This is a genomic window from Pseudoalteromonas sp. NEC-BIFX-2020_015 (genome assembly GCF_012952265.1).
Taxonomy (GTDB): domain Bacteria; phylum Pseudomonadota; class Gammaproteobacteria; order Enterobacterales; family Alteromonadaceae; genus Pseudoalteromonas; species Pseudoalteromonas neustonica.
In genome coordinates, this window is sequence record NZ_JABCJL010000009.1 from 77,606 (window position 1) to 94,501 (window position 16,896).

Genomic DNA, 16,896 nt, shown 5'->3' on the forward strand with positions numbered 1-16,896 from the left:
ATTTATCTCCGTATTAATCTAAGCTGTTACTAGTGGCTTGATTTGCCATACTAGTTGTTGTTAATGCTTCTAAATGCCAAATATCATCACTGTATTGGCTTATCGTCCTATCACTTGAGAAAACACCACTGGCTGCCGTATTTAAAATACTCATCTGTGTCCAATGCTGTTGATCTAAGTAGGCGTGCTCAACGGCACGTTGGGCGTGTACAAAGCTCTCAAAATCATGCGCTACAAGCCATGGATCATGAGGGCTTTTAATTGCATTTATAATGTCGTCAAATAATCCTGGCTCAAATAAATTGAAGTGGCCACTTTCTAGCAACTGCATTACATTAAGTAAATCAGGGGTATTATGAATTAAATGTAACGGATTATAACTTTGCTTAATACCGTCAATTTGTTCAGTTTGTGCGCCAAACAAGAAGAAATTATCAGCGCCAACAGCATCTCGAATTTCAATATTTGCACCGTCTAACGTACCAATTGTCAATGCACCATTCATCATAAATTTCATGTTACCAGTGCCCGAAGCTTCTTTTCCGGCAGTTGATATCTGTTCAGAAAGATCGGTTGCAGGACAAATAGTTTCCATGGCTGTGACGTTATAATTTGGTAAAAAGGCAACTCTTAAAAATGGCTTAGCAAGCGGGTCTTTATTTATTACATCAGCGACATTATTGATAAGTTTGATAATCCGCTTTGCCATGTAATACCCTGGTGCTGCTTTACCACCAAGTAGTACACAGCGAGGCACTAAATTAGCAGTATCACCACGGCGAATGCGGTCATAAAGGTGAATTACATGGAGGACATTAAGTAGTTGGCGTTTGTATTCGTGAATACGTTTTACATGCACATCAAACATCATACTCGTATCGAACTCAACACCGCATCGCTCTTTAACTAAATCAACTAAGCGCTGCTTATTTTCAAGCTTAACTGCTTGCCATTGTTGGTGAAATTTAGCGTCATCAAAATAACGACGTAACTGACTGATTTGTGAAAAATCACCCACCCAATTATCTCCTATTTTTTCGCCAATTAGTTTGGTTAATTTAGGGTTACAATGGGCAAGCCAGCGCCTAGGTGTGACACCGTTTGTTTTATTATTGAATTTTTCTGGCCATAACTCATAAAATGTTTTAAACAGCCCTTCTTTTAATAGTTCTGTGTGAAGTGCTGCAACACCATTGACAGAAAAGCTACCAACAATCGCTAAGTAAGCCATACGAACCTGTGGCTCAGGACCTTCTTCAATTAAAGAAAGTGCTTGTTGTTTTACCACATCCCCTGGCCACGCAAGCGCAACGTGAGCAAGAAAGCGTGCGTTAATTTCATAAATAATTTCTAAAATGCGTGGTAATAAACGTGCAAATAGTGACACCGACCATTTTTCAAGTGCTTCTGGTAATAATGTATGATTAGTATATGCCATTGTTTTGGTTGTTATTTCCCAAGCATCGTCCCAATCTAGATCATAATCATCAATTAACAGCCTCATTAATTCAGCTACGGCTATACTTGGGTGAGTGTCGTTGAGTTGGAAAACATGAAAGTCTGCAAAGTCACTAAAATCTTCACCGTGTTGTGAAACCCATACACCCATGATATCTTGCAAGCTGGCTGACGATAAAAAGTACTGTTGCCTTAAGCGTAATTCTTTACCATTTTCACTGGTATCATTGGGATACAATACCATCGTAATTTGTTCAGCAAGATTTTTGTGAGCAACCGCTTCCGAATAACTACCCGCATTAAATTCGCTTAAATCAAATTCATCCGTGGCTTCAGACTTCCATAATCTTAATGTGTTAACTATGTTATTTTTATAACCAGGAATTGGTACATCATAAGGGACAGCGAGTACATCATGTGTGTCTAGCCATTGACGATGAACACGTCCTTTTTTATCAGTATAGCTCTCTACGTGACCAAAAAATTTAATTCGTTTAGCTTGTTCTGGCGCGCTGAGTTCCCATGGATGCCCTTCACGTAACCAATTATCTGGTTGTTCAATTTGATGACCATTTTCAATTGATTGGTTAAACATGCCGTATTCGTAACGAATACCATAACCCGTTACAGGTAAAGCAAGGCTTGCACAGCTATCTAAAAAACATGCAGCTAAACGCCCTAAGCCTCCATTTCCTAGGCCAGCGTCATGCTCGGCTTCTGCCACATCTTCTATTTTGGCACAGTACTGATTGAGCGCATCCTTAACCTGATCATCTAAATCTAAATTTAGAATTGCATTACCAAGCGCACGGCCCATCAAAAACTCTAATGAGATATAAGCTGTTTTACGACGTTTTTCGCTATTCATTTGTTGCTTCGTTGCTCTGCAACGAGCTACTAAACGATCACGAATTGTCAATGCTAACGCATTATATAAATATAGTTGAGATTTACCGACTCGATCACGCCCTAAGGTATAGTAAAAATGGCGTGATAAATCATCTTCAAGCGTACTTTCATCAATTAAAGGAGCATCTTGCCATCCTTTAGCTACACACATTTGTTCACCATTATTAGCCATGACATTCGTCCTCTAAATTGGCTGTAAAAACCCAGCTGCTTTGTGCAGCAACCTCAAATTCATCCGTACTTTTGATCATTGCTTGATCAACACTCGATATCGCTAAACTCCATGTAGATAACCCATTACTCACGGGTAATTGGCATTTGACCTTCACTTTACTGGCATTCAATATAATGAGTAGTGCTGTTTTGGCCTGTAAATCCCGCAGGCTATACATTAAAAATTGCTTAGAGCCATCATGCCAATCACTTTCTTCCATCGCTTTACTTTCTTCAGAATACCAATCAACGCAAAATCGATTATCGCTGTCATGCAAAAACACACTGTGCTTAAAAACATTATGCTCTTTACGTATACTCAACACGTCGTCAATAAAACGGGTTAAACTGTGTTGACGTTGAGAGTCTTTCCAAGCTAACCAGCTGGTACGATTGTTCTGGCAGTATGCATTGTTATTACCGCCCTGCGAGTGACCCATTTCGCTGCCGGCCGACAGCATAGGAACGCCTTTAGAAAGTAATAATGTAAGAAGTAGGTTCTTTTGTTGCTGTAAGCGTAATTTGGTAATTTCTACATCATCAGTGAACCCTTCAAAACCACAATTAAACGAATAATTTGCACTATGACCATCACGGTTTTGTTCACCATTAGCTTCGTTATGTTTTTGCTCATAGCTAACGAGATCTGTTAATGTAAAGCCGTCGTGGCTAGTTATAAAGTTAATACTATTTAACGGGCCTCGTAGATTATGTTCAAACAAGTCAAATGAACCATGCAAACGCTTTGCAAGCTCAGGTAACATATTGCCTTCACCTTGCCAAAATCGTCTGACAACATCTCGATATTTATCGTTCCATTCACGCCAAGGAGCAGGAAATGCACCAAGCTGATAACCACCGGGCCCTATGTCCCAAGGCTCTGCGATAAGCTTTACTTGGCTTAAGACAGGATCTTGGTTTATTGCTTGTAAAAAGCTATGTGTTTGACTAAAACCATGAGGAGTACGCCCTAGAATAGTGGCTAAATCAAATCTAAAACCATCAACCCCCATCACTTCAACCCAATAACGCAGACTGTCTAGCACCATTTTCAAAGTATAGGGGTCATCTATATTCAACGTATTACCACAACCGGTATCGTTAATATAAACTTCTGGGTTGTTATTAATTGAACGATAATAACCGAGGTTATTTAACCCACGCCAAGACAAAATTGGACCATCACTGCCTGCTTCTGCGGTATGGTTGTATACAACATCTAAAATAACTTCAATATCTGCTTCATGTAGCTTAGTTACCATTTGCTGAAACTCTGCTACTTCGCCATTTACTAAGTAATCTTTATGCGGGGTAAAAAAATTTAAAGAGTTATAACCCCAATAGTTTTGCAAACCTTTCGCTGTTAAAAATTGTTCACTGATAAAACTATGAACAGGTAAAAGCTCTAATGTTGTTACCCCTAGCTTTCGTAAGTGTTCTATAAAACTTGCATGACTCAAGCCCAAATATGTACCTTGGAGCTGACTTGGAATTGATGGATGTCGAGCTGTCGCGCCTTTTACATGACATTCATAAATAACGGTTTTACTCCAATCATGCGCGGGCTTTTTACCTTTATAAGGCTGTAATTCAGTGACTTTAGATTTAGGCATGTCAATTGCGTTGTTTACTGCACTGAATGTTCCAATAGGCATTTGACCATAATGACGCTCACTCCATGTAAACTCACCAAATAAATCTTTTGCGTAGGGGTCTATCAATAATTTTTGGCTATTAAAGAATAAGCCTTTTTTAGGCTGATAATCGCCTTCAGCTCGATAGCCGTATAAAGTACCTGGCGCGAGTGGACTGATATATAAGCTCCAAATTCCACCTTCATTATTATTCATCGCCAATTTCAGTACTTCGGTATGCCCACTTGCATCAAACAAACATACATATAATTGCTTAGCAAAAGGTGCATAAACAGCAAAATTAACACCCGAGTCAACGACGTTTGCCCCCAACGGAGATATATGACCTTGATTTAACTCAATTGATAGGCTCATCAGACACCTTTTTTAAATAAATTGTCGCAAGCGCAGGCAAAGACAATTTAATACTATGTTGATGGCCATGACTTGCAGTCGCAACAGTACTTATTACTTGCTCCGTTAATGCTACAACATGCACTCCTGAACCAAATAACGCTTCCTCATCTGTATTTAAAATGACCTTAAACTCACCGGCACTTGGCACACCAATACAATAATCATGATAAACCGTGGGTGTTAAGTTACTGATCACGACAACATAATCGCTGGCTTTTTTAGCGAATCGAATAAAACTGAAAATACTTTGCTGTGCATTTTGGCTATCAATCCAACTAAAACCTCTTGGATCATTATCTAGTTGATGTAGCGCTGGTTCAGAGGTATATACTTTGTTAAGTTGACTAATCGTACGCTGTACACCTTGATGCGAGATATGTTCCAATAAATGCCAATCGAGTGATTGATCGTGGTTCCATTCACTGCGCTGAGCTATTTCCCCCCCCATAAACAATAGCTTTTTACCTGGATGCGCCCACATAAATGCATAATAAGCACGTAAGTTTGCAAACTTTTGCCAATCATCTCCGGGCATCTTTTCGAGTAATGAGCCTTTACCATGTACCACTTCATCGTGGCTCAAAGGTAAAACATAATTTTCACTAAAGGCATACACCATTGAAAAAGTTAATTCATGATGATGATGCTGGCGATACAAAGGATCGCGTTGCATATAATGCAAACTGTCATTCATCCAACCCATATTCCATTTATAACCAAAACCTAAGCCATCTTGATCTACTTGACGTGTAACTCCAGGCCACGCTGTTGATTCTTCTGCAACCATCATGATCCCAGGGTTATTGGCATAACTACGTAGATTAACTTGCTTTAGGCATTCAATCGCACCTAAATTCTCACGACCACCATAGCAATTTGGGATCCATTGACCTTCTTTACGGCTGTAATCTAGGTAGAGCATCGACGCTACCGCATCAACACGTAAGCCATCAATCGCAAATTCTTCAAGCCAATACATTGCATTAGCAACTAAAAAACTACGAATTTCAGGACGATCATAGTTATAGATGTATGTATTCCAATCTGGGTGAAAACCCTGGCGCGCGTCAGCATGTTCAAATAAATGCGTGCCATCAAAACAATGTAGGCCATGCGGATCACTTGGGAAATGACCGGGAACCCAGTCAATAAGCAAACCAATATTTTTTAAGTGGCATTGCTCTACAAAATATCTAAAATCATCCAAACCGCCAAATCGGCTCGTCGGTGCAAATAAACCAACCGGCTGGTATCCCCAAGAACCATCAAATGGGAATTCACTAATTGGCATTAATTGAATATGCGTGAAGCCTTGCTCAATTACATATCCAATTAAGCGCTGTGCTAATTCTCGATAATTTAAGTAACGATCCCCAGCCTCTCGCTGCCATGAGCCCAAGTGGACTTCATAAATACTAATGGGTGCATCTATTGCATTTCGCTTGACCCTTTGCGCTTGCATTTCTTTAGTCAACGCTATAGCAGTTGGACGAATTTGTAATACTGATGCTGTCCCTGGCGCTTGTTGCATTTTAAAAGCAAATGGATCAGCTTTTTCAAACACCTCACCACTTAACGTTGTAATTGCAAATTTGTAGCACTGGCCTTGTGTTAATTCAGGAATAAATAGATCCCACACACCCGATGCTGGATGAAAACGCATAAAATGCTGGCTTTTTTGCCAGTGGTTAAATTCACCAATAACAGAAACACTACTCGCATTTGGTGCCCACACGCTAAAACGCACCCCTTGTTTACCTGATAATTCAATAAAATGCGCACCAAGGTGTCGATATGCGTGCTCTAATGTCCCTTCATTAAATAAGTACATCGCGCTGTCATCAAGGCTACTTTCGAAGCTGTAAACGTCATCGCAAATAATTTCGTATTCACCATAATCAACCACAAATTGATAAGTGCCCATATCTTTACTATTAACATCTGCTATGAATAAATCTGACTCAGAGTATCGTGCGCACTCTAATCTTTGCTCACCAAGCTTTAAACTTACTTTGCCAGCGCCTGGCATGTAACAACGTACTTCACTTTTTGTTTCAGAAATTGAATGCGTTCCTAAAAAGCTAAATGGGTCTTTAAAACAACCACGCTGTAATGCATTAACTTGCGGGCCATAGTGCTGCAACGTCGATTGTTTACGAACAATACTGTTCATTTAATTAGTCCTTATGGAATTAATAGCACGCAGGAATTCACGATGACGATCGAAAATGCTTTCACTTGAATAAGTGAGCACTCTACGCCAATTAGGGTATTCCTTATCTGTCCCTGGGATATTTACAGGTAGGGTTTGATCATCTAAATCGTCTAGTTGGATAGTAAATAAACGTGCGGGTGAATGAGCTAAACTTAATGTTAGCGCTTGATAAACATCACTCACTGGGCTTTGTAAACACAGTGATTTTCCACAGTTTTCCAAGAAACGTAATAATCGCTGCCTTTCTAAGTCTCTTGCTTGTTGTTGTTGAATTAATTGCGATTCATCAATTAATTCATAGTCATATTTTAAACTCAGATCACAGCCTTGCCACCAGCCAAAAAAAGGCGGTACATCATGATTTGCAATCATCAATAATGATTGCGCTGAAAAAGAACTAACAGGTAAAAATTCACCGTCACAATCCTTTTCAAAGTAAAATAAGCCATTTGAGAAGATTGCTTTGTCAGCTAATGCAGCTTTGACTTCAGGCGGTACGACACCCAAATCTTCACCAATTACAATACATTGATTTAAATGAGATTCAATGGTTAAAACAGCTAGCAAATGTTCAAATGGATAATAAACATAACAGCCATCTTGCTGATATTGGTTGTTAAAACACCACCATAAACGACGAATAGCCATTACATGGTCAATCCGTAAGCCTCCCACGTTTTCCATATTGGCGCGGATCAATGCTCGATAATAAGCAAAGTTATTATCGCTAAGCTTAATCGGGTTAAGTGCTGGTAGCCCCCAATTTTGACCTTGTTCAGCCCAAGGATCTGGTGGCGCGCCAACATAAGCATAATCTGTAAATAAGTGTTGCTGATTAAGATACTCACTACCATCACCAGCACAGCCAACAGCTAAATCATTAATTAAACCTATGCTCATGCCACTTTCACGCGCAACCACTTGGCACTGCTTTAATTGTAGGTGGGCCTGCCACTGAAGATAGCTCGCAAACTCAAGATCATCCACTTTCAAAGTCGCGAGTGTTTCGCTATGTTGCAGACAAAAATCTGCAAATAACTGCTTACGGACACGACTTCCAGATTGACAAAAACCTTGATACAGCAACTTAAAAACAGCATATTTAAAATAATTTACAGCTGTGTAATCAATATATTGCGCCTGCTGATTAGTAACTTTAAAATCCAGAATATCTGCATTTTTCATAAAAATCGCAACTGATTCATTATCAAGATAATCTTCACATGACTCAACAGCAATATAAAGCGGGTTTAATAATGCTCGGCTATTTGGACTATAAGGGCTTGCTCGTTCTGGCTGTTCACAAAACAGTAAGTGCAATGGGTTTAATAGGATGTAATCGAGCTGGTGTGTTGCAGCTTGCTTCACTAAATCAAGCAAATCAGTAAAATCGCCTATTCCTAATCCCGCTTTATTTTTTAAACTGTAAAGTTGGATTGAAAGCCCGCTTTGTTTTTTTTCTGTTACTTGGTAACTGTGCTTTGGTGTTACCCACAATTGGGTCACTCCAGATATTTCAGCAACGTCAACACGAACATGGTGATAACCGATTGGCAGTTTAGGTAATGGACAAGCAAGTTCTAAATATTTAATACCGTTAAATATATAATCGCCAGTACATATTAAATCAGCCAAACAGACATTAATATTTTCTAGTTCAAGTTCCATGAATGAAATAACACAATGTTGCGCCAATAAACGTTGATCAATACGTATTTTGAATATTGGTTTCTCTTCGCAGACAATGCTGCAATTAGGCACTAGTTGCAGCCATTTATTTGCATCTAAGGTGACATTTAAATGTTCAACTTCAGCATTATTTGTAATATCAATCCCACAGCAACTTAGTGCCGCACCGCGAGTTTCGTCACTAAAAATAACGTGTTCACCAGTGTACTTTGTATACTCATACCCAATTCCATGCAGGTAAAAAAGCTGCGAAAGTGACTCCATAATCGCGCCTTATATACGTTGTGTATTAACTATACTATTTTCTGTTCCGAAGCTATTTGCAATGTAACCATCAGCTTGATGATCATTGTCCCAAATGCAGCCATTTACTAAATATCTAAAGTGGAACTGTTGATCACTTGGTAATCGTTGTTTGAATTTAAAACAGCGCCCTTTCTTGTTGAACTTCATATTAACGGGTTGCCAATCAGTAAACTCAGCAACAAGTTGAACTTCTTCAGCTTCCGGGTGCTGAAATTCAAATGTCACTTCAGCTTCATTTTTGGTTTTAAAAAATCGTTTGCTTAACATAGCGGGCTCCAACTAAACCTTTTGGTTAATTAATCCTTGCCACCGTGCTGTGTTCAACTACTCAACATATGCAGGGGTGTTATACGTAAAAACATTGTTTATTAGTAAATCAAAGTTATGTTTATGCTTTATGACAGTGCAATTAAAATTTAATTGCACAATTTTAGTGCAATAAATGATAAAAAACCCATCAAAAAGAAACATCGCAATGAAGATAGCAATAAACAAACCACTTTGTGGTTAATGTTCGAAATATAGCCTATAAAGTAGTTAAGAATTATTCTCAGGTAAAGTGAAAAAAATTAATGTCCTCCTTGAGTAAAAAAGCCATACACCTTATGTATTTACTCTATTTCATCATAAAAATGATCACTCCTGTACAATTGTACTCGAAATGTTTTGTCACCCGCTGTCACAAACTATATACTGAGAAAAACCTTCAATCCCTAATAATAACTTCAAAGCTGAAATGGGATCCTTATGGCTAATGTAATGACTAACTTTTTTCGTTCTTTCGGTATTGCTTTAATAGCCATTATTGTTTTTGGCTATTGCCTAAATGTATTGCTTACAAAACAAATCAACAACATCAACCCTCAGCAATCAAACATAGCTCTACGTACGTTTAAAATCGCCAATACACAGCTTGAAATGCCGCCTTGGTACAATCCGATATTGAGCGGACACCATCTAATACACAGTAATAACAACGACTATTTATTAATAAAAATTACAGAGACCGAGTTTATTACTGCCAAAGCGTCATCTGTTTTAAACGCAACACTACTATCCCCTGCCAATTTAATATTATTAATATTACTGGGCTTATGGTTAACTTGGTATTTAGGGAAGGCTCGCCAAATAAAGCGCGAACATAATGTTATTAACCAATTACACCTGCAAACACATAAATTGGTAAGTGCTTTTAATATTCAGCTTCCTCCACTTGATAATCCCACATCAGTAGCAAAATTGAGCCAAGCAATTAATGCCCTCAATAACCATGTCACTACATACGCACGAGAAACTCAAACAAGTATTTGCCAAGATAAGCTCACGCTACTGATTGATCGCCATGCTTACATCGAGCACTTAGATCGTCAGCTAAATGGCGCTGAAATAAAAAACATTAACTGTGCATTATTGTTCATTGATTTGGATGGTTTTAAACAAGTTAATGATTCATTTGGACATAGCTTTGGTGATGAAGTACTCATTCAAGTCGCCGAGCGACTTGCTAATGTTCTTCGCCACCATAAACTGAATGATTTAAATCCGACCAGTTTATTAGAACAAAATTTAGCTCGCTTAGGTGGTGATGAGTTCTCAATTTTTATTAATGAAATCGATTCTGACACTAAAACCTTAGATGTTGCTCAACACGTTTTAAATGAAATAGAACGTGACTTTGTACTCGGTAATAAAATTATAAAAATTAGTGCCAGTGTCGGTATTGCCGTTTACCCAGAAAGCGCATCAACACCCCATGCGTTATTACAAATGGCCGATGTGGCTATGTATCGGGCAAAAACAGATGGTCGTGGTATTTTTAAGGTCTATTCGCCTGAAATGGGCAACAAGATGCGTCGTTACCATTATTTATTAGAAGAGTTACGTTTAGCAATAGCGTGTCAGAATTTTCACTTATCTTTTCAGCCCATTGTTCACGTAGAAGACTGTGCAATAGATTACTTTGAAGCTCTAGTCCGTTGGGATCACCCTGTAGAAGGTGCAATATCCCCTGTTGAGTTTATTCCGATAGCAGAAGAATCTAATCTTATTTTAGAGCTTGGTGATTGGATAATGCTCGAGTCGTGTAGACAAATGTCAGCATGGCATAATGCTGGTATGCGTAAAGTAAAAATATCTGTCAATGTGTCAGGTATCCAACTTAAACATCGTCCAATTCACGAATGGGTAATGAAAAAACTAGCTAAAACAGGACTTCCACCAAGCTCCTTGATGCTAGAAATAACGGAATCAACGTTGATAACAGCCAGTGAGACTATAATTAATGAACTTGAAAAATTGCGAAAAGAAGGTGTAACCATCGCTATTGATGATTTTGGTACTGGTTTTAGCTCTTTAAGTACTCTAGCTGATTTACCAATTGATGTAATAAAAATAGATCGATTATTCATCGCACAAGCTAACGAAAACCCTAAATATAATGAAATTCTAAACTCAATCAGTGAACTAGGCACAAAATTAGGGCTTAAAATTGTTGCAGAAGGTGTTGAAGAAATAGAACAATTTGAACTAGTAAAACGTATGGGAATTAGCAGCGTACAGGGTTACCTTGTAAGTCGTCCACAGTCATCGCTAAATGTTGGTAATAAAGTTTTACAAGGTAATGTTAATCATATCGCAGCGACGGGGACCGGCGTGTGGAATCTGGAAAGTTAAATATTGACTCTAAATTTATTAGACGTAGAAATTTACACTAAAATAGATAATAATAGTTAGCAATTTAGTACTTAGACATCCTCATACATGCTTAAAAAAAGCCTATATTCACTTATCTCTATCGTATTTTTAGTTACAACTATTTCAATAAGCATTTCAATTTATACCCTATATAGTAAAAAGGCAGTGAGTGTCGATCCTAAACTAAAAGAAATTTCCGGTATTGAGTTTGATAAAGGTAATCACCTGTGGGCTATAAACGATGGTGGTGACGAAGCTAAACTTTATCGCCTAAGAGAAGATGGGTCTATCGCCAAGGAAGTACTTGTCACAAACGCAAAAAATATTGATTGGGAGGATATGACTCAAAATGACTTTGGGCACTTCTTTTTAGGTGATTTTGGCAATAATAAACAAGAGCGAAAATGGCTAACAATTTATAAAATTGAAAACCCGATTGATATAAAAACAAACACCACAGAGGCTGAAATCATAAAGTTTACGTATCCTGAACTTGATGGGAGCCCTATTGCTGCAAGTAAACGCAATTTTGATTTAGAAGCATTTGTTGCTTTTGGTCGTCATTTATATCTATTTACTAAAAATCGCACTGTTCCCTTTGATGGCATAACTAATGTATACAGAGTAGGTGATCATGCAGCTAATTTTGACGCAAAACTTGTCGGCTCTTTTAAAACCTGCACAACAATGGAAAAGCTATGTTGGATAACTTCCGCAGCACTAAGCCCTGATCGAAAAAAACTTGTATTACTTGATTCAACCAGTATTTGGTTATTCGAAAACTTCTCCGAAGATAAGTTTTTTTCCGGTGACGTATCGCGTATTGATTTAGGTATTGTTACTCAAAAAGAAGCTATTACGTTCTACGATGAAAATACCATAGTCTTCACAGACGAGGAATTTAAAGGGATCGGCGGGAATGCTTATATCATCAAGCTTGATGAAGTAAAAAAGAATAAAATAATTAGGTCTGCCTCAAGTAATAGATCAGAATAAATCGATGTCTGAACTCTTATCAGGTGAATCAATCAAGTTATCAGCAATTAGCTCCTCATAAAAACAAAGTTTATCGCGTCCATTTTCTTTTGCGTAATACAGTGCCTTATCTGCATTTTCTAATACCGTTATCGGAAAGTCATAAGGGCTGATACGCGACATACCGATACTCAGGGTCATCTTTGCTACAAATGGGAAATGAGTTGCTCTTATCATCTCAAGAAATTGACTCATCTTTTCATTAATTGATTCAAAATTAGTTGGTTCAAATACAATAACAAATTCCTCGCCACCAAAACGAAATATCAAATCGGTCGAACGAAAAAAATGACGCATTCTCTGAGCAAGTACCAGTAACACCTCGTCTCCACAGACGTGTCCGAACTTGTCATTAATACTTTTAAAGTGATCAATATCAATCATTGCAAGCCAAGATGTTGAGCTTTGCTTTAACTTCCTATGGCAATCAACCTTCGTTAACTTGTGTTGCTTTAGTACTTGTTTTTCAATGAGCTGCTTAATTTTTTTATCAAAAGTTTGACGGTTTAGCAACCCCGTTAGCTTATCTCGCTCATTTTCATGTAAAATAAATAAGTAGTTTTCAAAGATTCGACAAAAAGCGTTCAGTAATACTTGATCCGCACTTTTCAATTCGTTACACACTATTGAGATTGCGCCTATGGGTTTGTCTTGAAATGAAATTGGCAACCAGCGCTTTTCAACTCCATCATTCGACTTCACTGTGATAATACATGCAGAGCGTAAGCACGATACAAGTTCAGGTTCGGGATCATCTATTATCTGTCTTGGCCCCCAGATAAATTCTTTATCGTTAAGAGTCTGCAAAGACAAACTACGTTCAATTGTCAATTCTTCTTGGACATCCAAATCTTTATAAACAGCAATTTCTGAGCAATCAACAAACTCTTTAATTGTTGAAATAAGGCTATATTCTAGTGAATCAATGTCTCTATTTTTAGTTATTTTAATAACAGAATTTAATAAACTTTCCTGCATATGACCTCTGTATTCGAGTAACTAGCAAATTGATAATAATTTACAGAATAAAATAAGTACTGAATTAATATACCCAAACCACCTCAATATGTGAGCGTCGTTGGAATTTAAAACGATTTAGGCAAGGTATTGATTGCAAGTAATAGTGGTTTCTATTGTTAAAATCAATAACGCAGTATAAATCGTTTTAAAACCAACCCATTGGGCGTTTCACCGGCACTTACTCTCATCGTTGTTGCTTCTTAAAAGGGACTGCCATTCTTGCAAAGTAACGCCTTGACATTAGGCCCCTGTGAAACGCTGAACTCTGCATATTGAGGTGGCTTGGGTATAGTATAGTGTGTTAATACAATTTAAGCTTAAAATATTAGTAAAGTTATTTTAAGTAAAGTTTAATCCCATCCTATTTTCTCAACGGAGGTAACCCTACATATTACCGCTTAAATTTGGTCTCTAAGATAACCGATGAGGTTGTACGCTCAACGCCATCTAAATTACCAATATCATCGAGTAAATGACTTAGCTTTTCTAAATTTTGCGCTTGAACAACTGCAATTAAATCAAATTCACCGCTAATTGCATAAAGTTGTGAAATAGCGTCAATTTGCTTTAGTTCAAGATTGGTTTTTGTTGTTAGCTTTTGCTTCACTTTAATCGAAACGTGTGCCGATACCATGGCATTTAAATACGCCTCTCCATAATCAACACTGTACCCTTTAATAATGCCGCTTTCTTCGAGTTTTAGCATCCTACTTTGTACTGTAGAGCGTGACAAATTTAACGCTCTTGCTAAATCTGAAATACTCGCACGTGCGTTTGTACGTAGTATAGATAGTAATCTTTCATCTTGTTGACTAATCATTTTGGCAACACTCTTCGTTATTTTGCTTTTTATTATCGTCAATTTTAACAAAATAGCACTGCAAATTGAATCTCTGAACCATGATAATAGTAAAACAACAACTAAAGAGCTGTTTTTAAGCAGCTATATATTTTATAAATATTCGTTTTTATAACTTTTTTATAATTTACCCTCTCATATTCGTTATTTTAGGTGCGTCAAATGCAAGTAAATAGAGACTTATTCAATCATGTTATGGTTCCAAACTACAACCCGTCGGATGTTATTCCTGTTCGTGGACATGGATCACGAGTGTGGGATCAAAACGATAAAGAGTTTATTGATTTCGCCGGTGGCATAGCGGTTAATTGTTTAGGGCATTGTCACCCTGCACTTGTAAATGCTTTAAAAGAGCAAGGCGAGAAAATTTGGCATTTATCAAATGTTATGACTAATGAGCCTGCATTGCGTTTAGCAAAGAAAATTACCGATGCAACATTCGCAGACAAAGTTTATTTTGCGAACTCAGGAGCAGAAGCAAACGAAGCGGCACTCAAACTTGCTCGTCGTTTTGCGTTGGATATACATGGTGCTGACAAAACGCAAATTATCGCATTTAACAAAGGCTTTCACGGTCGTACATTTTTCACTGTAACTGTAGGTGGGCAAGCCGCCTATTCTGATGGATTTGGCCCTAAACCTGCTGCAATCGATCATTGTGACTACAATGATTTGAACGCATTTGAAGCACTTATTAGCGACAAGACATGTGCGGTTATGATGGAGCCCTTGCAAGGTGAAGGTGGTATTATTTCGCCTACAAGCGATTTTATTAAAGGTGTACGCACTTTGTGCGAAAAACACAATGCATTACTTATCTTTGATGAAGTGCAAACGGGTGTTGGCCGTACAGGGTCTCTTTATGCATACGAAGAATTAGGTGTAACCCCTGATATTTTAACAACAGCAAAAGCCCTTGGTGGGGGATTTCCAATTGGCGCAATGATCACAACAACCGACATTGCAGCACATCTAAAAATTGGTACACATGGCTCAACATATGGTGGCAACCCATTAGCTTGCGCCGTTGCAGAAGCTGCATTTGATACCGTTAATACCCCTGCTGTACTTGCTGGCGTTAAAGAACGTGAACAACTTTTTCGAGCCGGCTTTGCTCAAATCAACGAAAAATACGACGTATTTAGTGAAGTCCGTGGTAAAGGTCTATTATTAGGTGCTGTACTTAACAGTAAGTTTGAAGGACGTGCACGGGACTTTCTCGTCGCAAGTACTGAACACGGACTTATGAGTTTGGTCGCTGGTACAAACGTTATTCGGTTTACACCTTCGCTCGTGATCCCACTAGAGGATATAAAAGAAGGTTTAGCACGCTTTGAAAAAGCAGTGGCAGATGTTGTAAACGCTTAACCTAATTTAGCACCCTACATGGGTGCTAATGGAGCACTTTGAATGCAAGTATTACGTCCTATCACCGCCAACGATTTTGATGCGTTAAAGCAAATTGCAATCGAATCTGGCCATGGTTTTACATCATTGCCCGTTGATGATGCTTTATTGCTAGAAAAAATTGAACGCGCAGAAAGAAGTTTCGCGAAAAACATTACTCAGCCCCACGACGAAACTTACTTATTCGTATTAGAGGACAGTGAAACAGGGCAAGTCGTTGGCACCACAGCGATTGAGGCTGCGGTGGGTTTGAACGTGCCATTATACCATTACCATCTAGGTAAAACAGTTCACCACTCTGCAACCCTGAAAGTATATAACACAGTTGATATTTTAAGCATGTGTAATGATTACACAGGCTGCTCTGAGATTTGTACATTATTTTTACGCGAAGACAGCCGTAAAGGCTTGGCTGGACGTTTTTTATCACGTTCACGATTTTTGTTTATGGCACAGCACAGTGAACGATTTGCTGACACGATCATTGCCGAAATGCGCGGTGTAAGCGACGAAGACGGCCACTCACCTTTTTGGCAATGGCTTGAAGAACACTTTTTTAGTATTGAATTTCCTCAAGCTGATCACCTTGTTGGTTTAGGCGATAAATCGTTTATAAGTGAACTCATGCCTAAATACCCTATTTATGCCAATTTACTCAGTAAGAAAGCGCAGGCAGTGATAGGAAAAGTTCATGAGCATACAAAACCTGCACTGAAACTCCTTGAAAAAGAAGGCTTTGAACATCGTGGCTACGTTGATTTATTTGATGCTGGGCCAACCGTTGAAGCAAAGTTAGGAAATATACGCAGTGTGCGTGAATCCTTAGTGTGCCCGATATCAATTGGTGAGCTGGATCATATTAATGAACAAAGCTCCGACACACTCGCTATTTGCAACCAAGGCGTGAATGACTTCAGAGCAACGTTTACCAAACACGCTCACTATAACCATGCCAAGCACACTTTAATTATTAGCCGTGAAGTTGCAACCGCACTTAAATTAAAACAAGGGGATGCAGCGCGTTTCTTCCGCCTGTAACC

General features: G+C 38.4%; 11 protein-coding genes. 4 read left to right on the forward strand and 7 right to left on the reverse strand.

From position 1 onward, the window contains the following. Positions 1–13: 13 nt before the first annotated feature. The 5 genes from HH219_RS08790 to HH219_RS08810 are packed head-to-tail and all read right to left on the reverse strand — an operon-like array spanning position 14 to position 9,108. The gene (locus HH219_RS08790; RefSeq protein ID WP_169327193.1) at positions 14–2,539 is read right to left on the reverse strand and encodes a glycogen/starch/alpha-glucan phosphorylase; all 2,526 of its coding nucleotides are present in this window, start codon (positions 2,537–2,539) and stop codon (positions 14–16) included. Next, on the reverse strand, positions 2,532–4,589 hold the full coding sequence (gene glgX / locus HH219_RS08795) for a glycogen debranching protein GlgX (protein WP_169327194.1): 2,058 nt from the start codon (positions 4,587–4,589) through the stop codon (positions 2,532–2,534). The genes HH219_RS08790 and glgX overlap by 8 nt, the downstream gene beginning before the upstream one ends. Continuing rightward, on the reverse strand, positions 4,573–6,804 hold the full coding sequence (gene glgB, locus HH219_RS08800; protein WP_169327195.1) for a 1,4-alpha-glucan branching protein GlgB: 2,232 nt from the start codon (positions 6,802–6,804) through the stop codon (positions 4,573–4,575). The genes glgX and glgB overlap by 17 nt, the downstream gene beginning before the upstream one ends. After that, positions 6,805–8,799 carry a 4-alpha-glucanotransferase gene (gene malQ, locus HH219_RS08805; RefSeq protein WP_169327196.1) on the reverse strand — a complete coding sequence of 665 codons (1,995 nt, stop codon included), beginning with the start codon at positions 8,797–8,799 and terminating at the stop codon, positions 6,805–6,807. A gap of 9 nt (positions 8,800–8,808) precedes the next feature. Further along, positions 8,809–9,108, reverse strand: a complete 300-nt coding sequence (locus tag HH219_RS08810; protein ID WP_054203802.1) for an isoamylase early set domain-containing protein — start codon at positions 9,106–9,108, stop codon at positions 8,809–8,811. 492 nt (positions 9,109–9,600) lie between these two features. On the opposite strand from HH219_RS08810, the gene HH219_RS08815 reads away from it, so the two are divergent. Beyond that, positions 9,601–11,514, forward strand: a complete 1,914-nt coding sequence (locus tag HH219_RS08815) for a GGDEF domain-containing phosphodiesterase (protein WP_054203896.1) — start codon at positions 9,601–9,603, stop codon at positions 11,512–11,514. Between the two features lie 87 nt (positions 11,515–11,601). After that, positions 11,602–12,531, forward strand: coding sequence for a hypothetical protein (locus tag HH219_RS08820; RefSeq protein WP_054203803.1), 930 nt, complete (start codon positions 11,602–11,604; stop codon positions 12,529–12,531). Here HH219_RS08820 and HH219_RS08825 read toward each other — a convergent pair. Next, a complete protein-coding gene (locus HH219_RS08825; protein ID WP_169327197.1) occupies positions 12,523–13,548 on the reverse strand; it encodes a GGDEF domain-containing protein in 1,026 nt (341 codons plus the stop codon). The genes HH219_RS08820 and HH219_RS08825 overlap by 9 nt on opposite strands. A gap of 433 nt (positions 13,549–13,981) precedes the next feature. Continuing rightward, positions 13,982–14,410 (reverse strand): Lrp/AsnC family transcriptional regulator, encoded by a 429-nt coding sequence (locus tag HH219_RS08830; protein ID WP_054203805.1) that lies wholly within the window; start codon positions 14,408–14,410, stop codon positions 13,982–13,984. A gap of 201 nt (positions 14,411–14,611) precedes the next feature. On the opposite strand from HH219_RS08830, the gene HH219_RS08835 reads away from it, so the two are divergent. Both HH219_RS08835 and astA read left to right on the forward strand, forming a co-directional pair. Next, positions 14,612–15,817, forward strand: coding sequence for an aspartate aminotransferase family protein (locus HH219_RS08835; RefSeq protein WP_169327198.1), 1,206 nt, complete (start codon positions 14,612–14,614; stop codon positions 15,815–15,817). A 42-nt stretch (positions 15,818–15,859) separates the two neighbouring features. Further along, positions 15,860–16,894, forward strand: a complete 1,035-nt coding sequence (astA, locus tag HH219_RS08840) for an arginine N-succinyltransferase (RefSeq protein ID WP_054203807.1) — start codon at positions 15,860–15,862, stop codon at positions 16,892–16,894. The last annotated feature ends 2 nt before the right edge of the window (positions 16,895–16,896 follow it).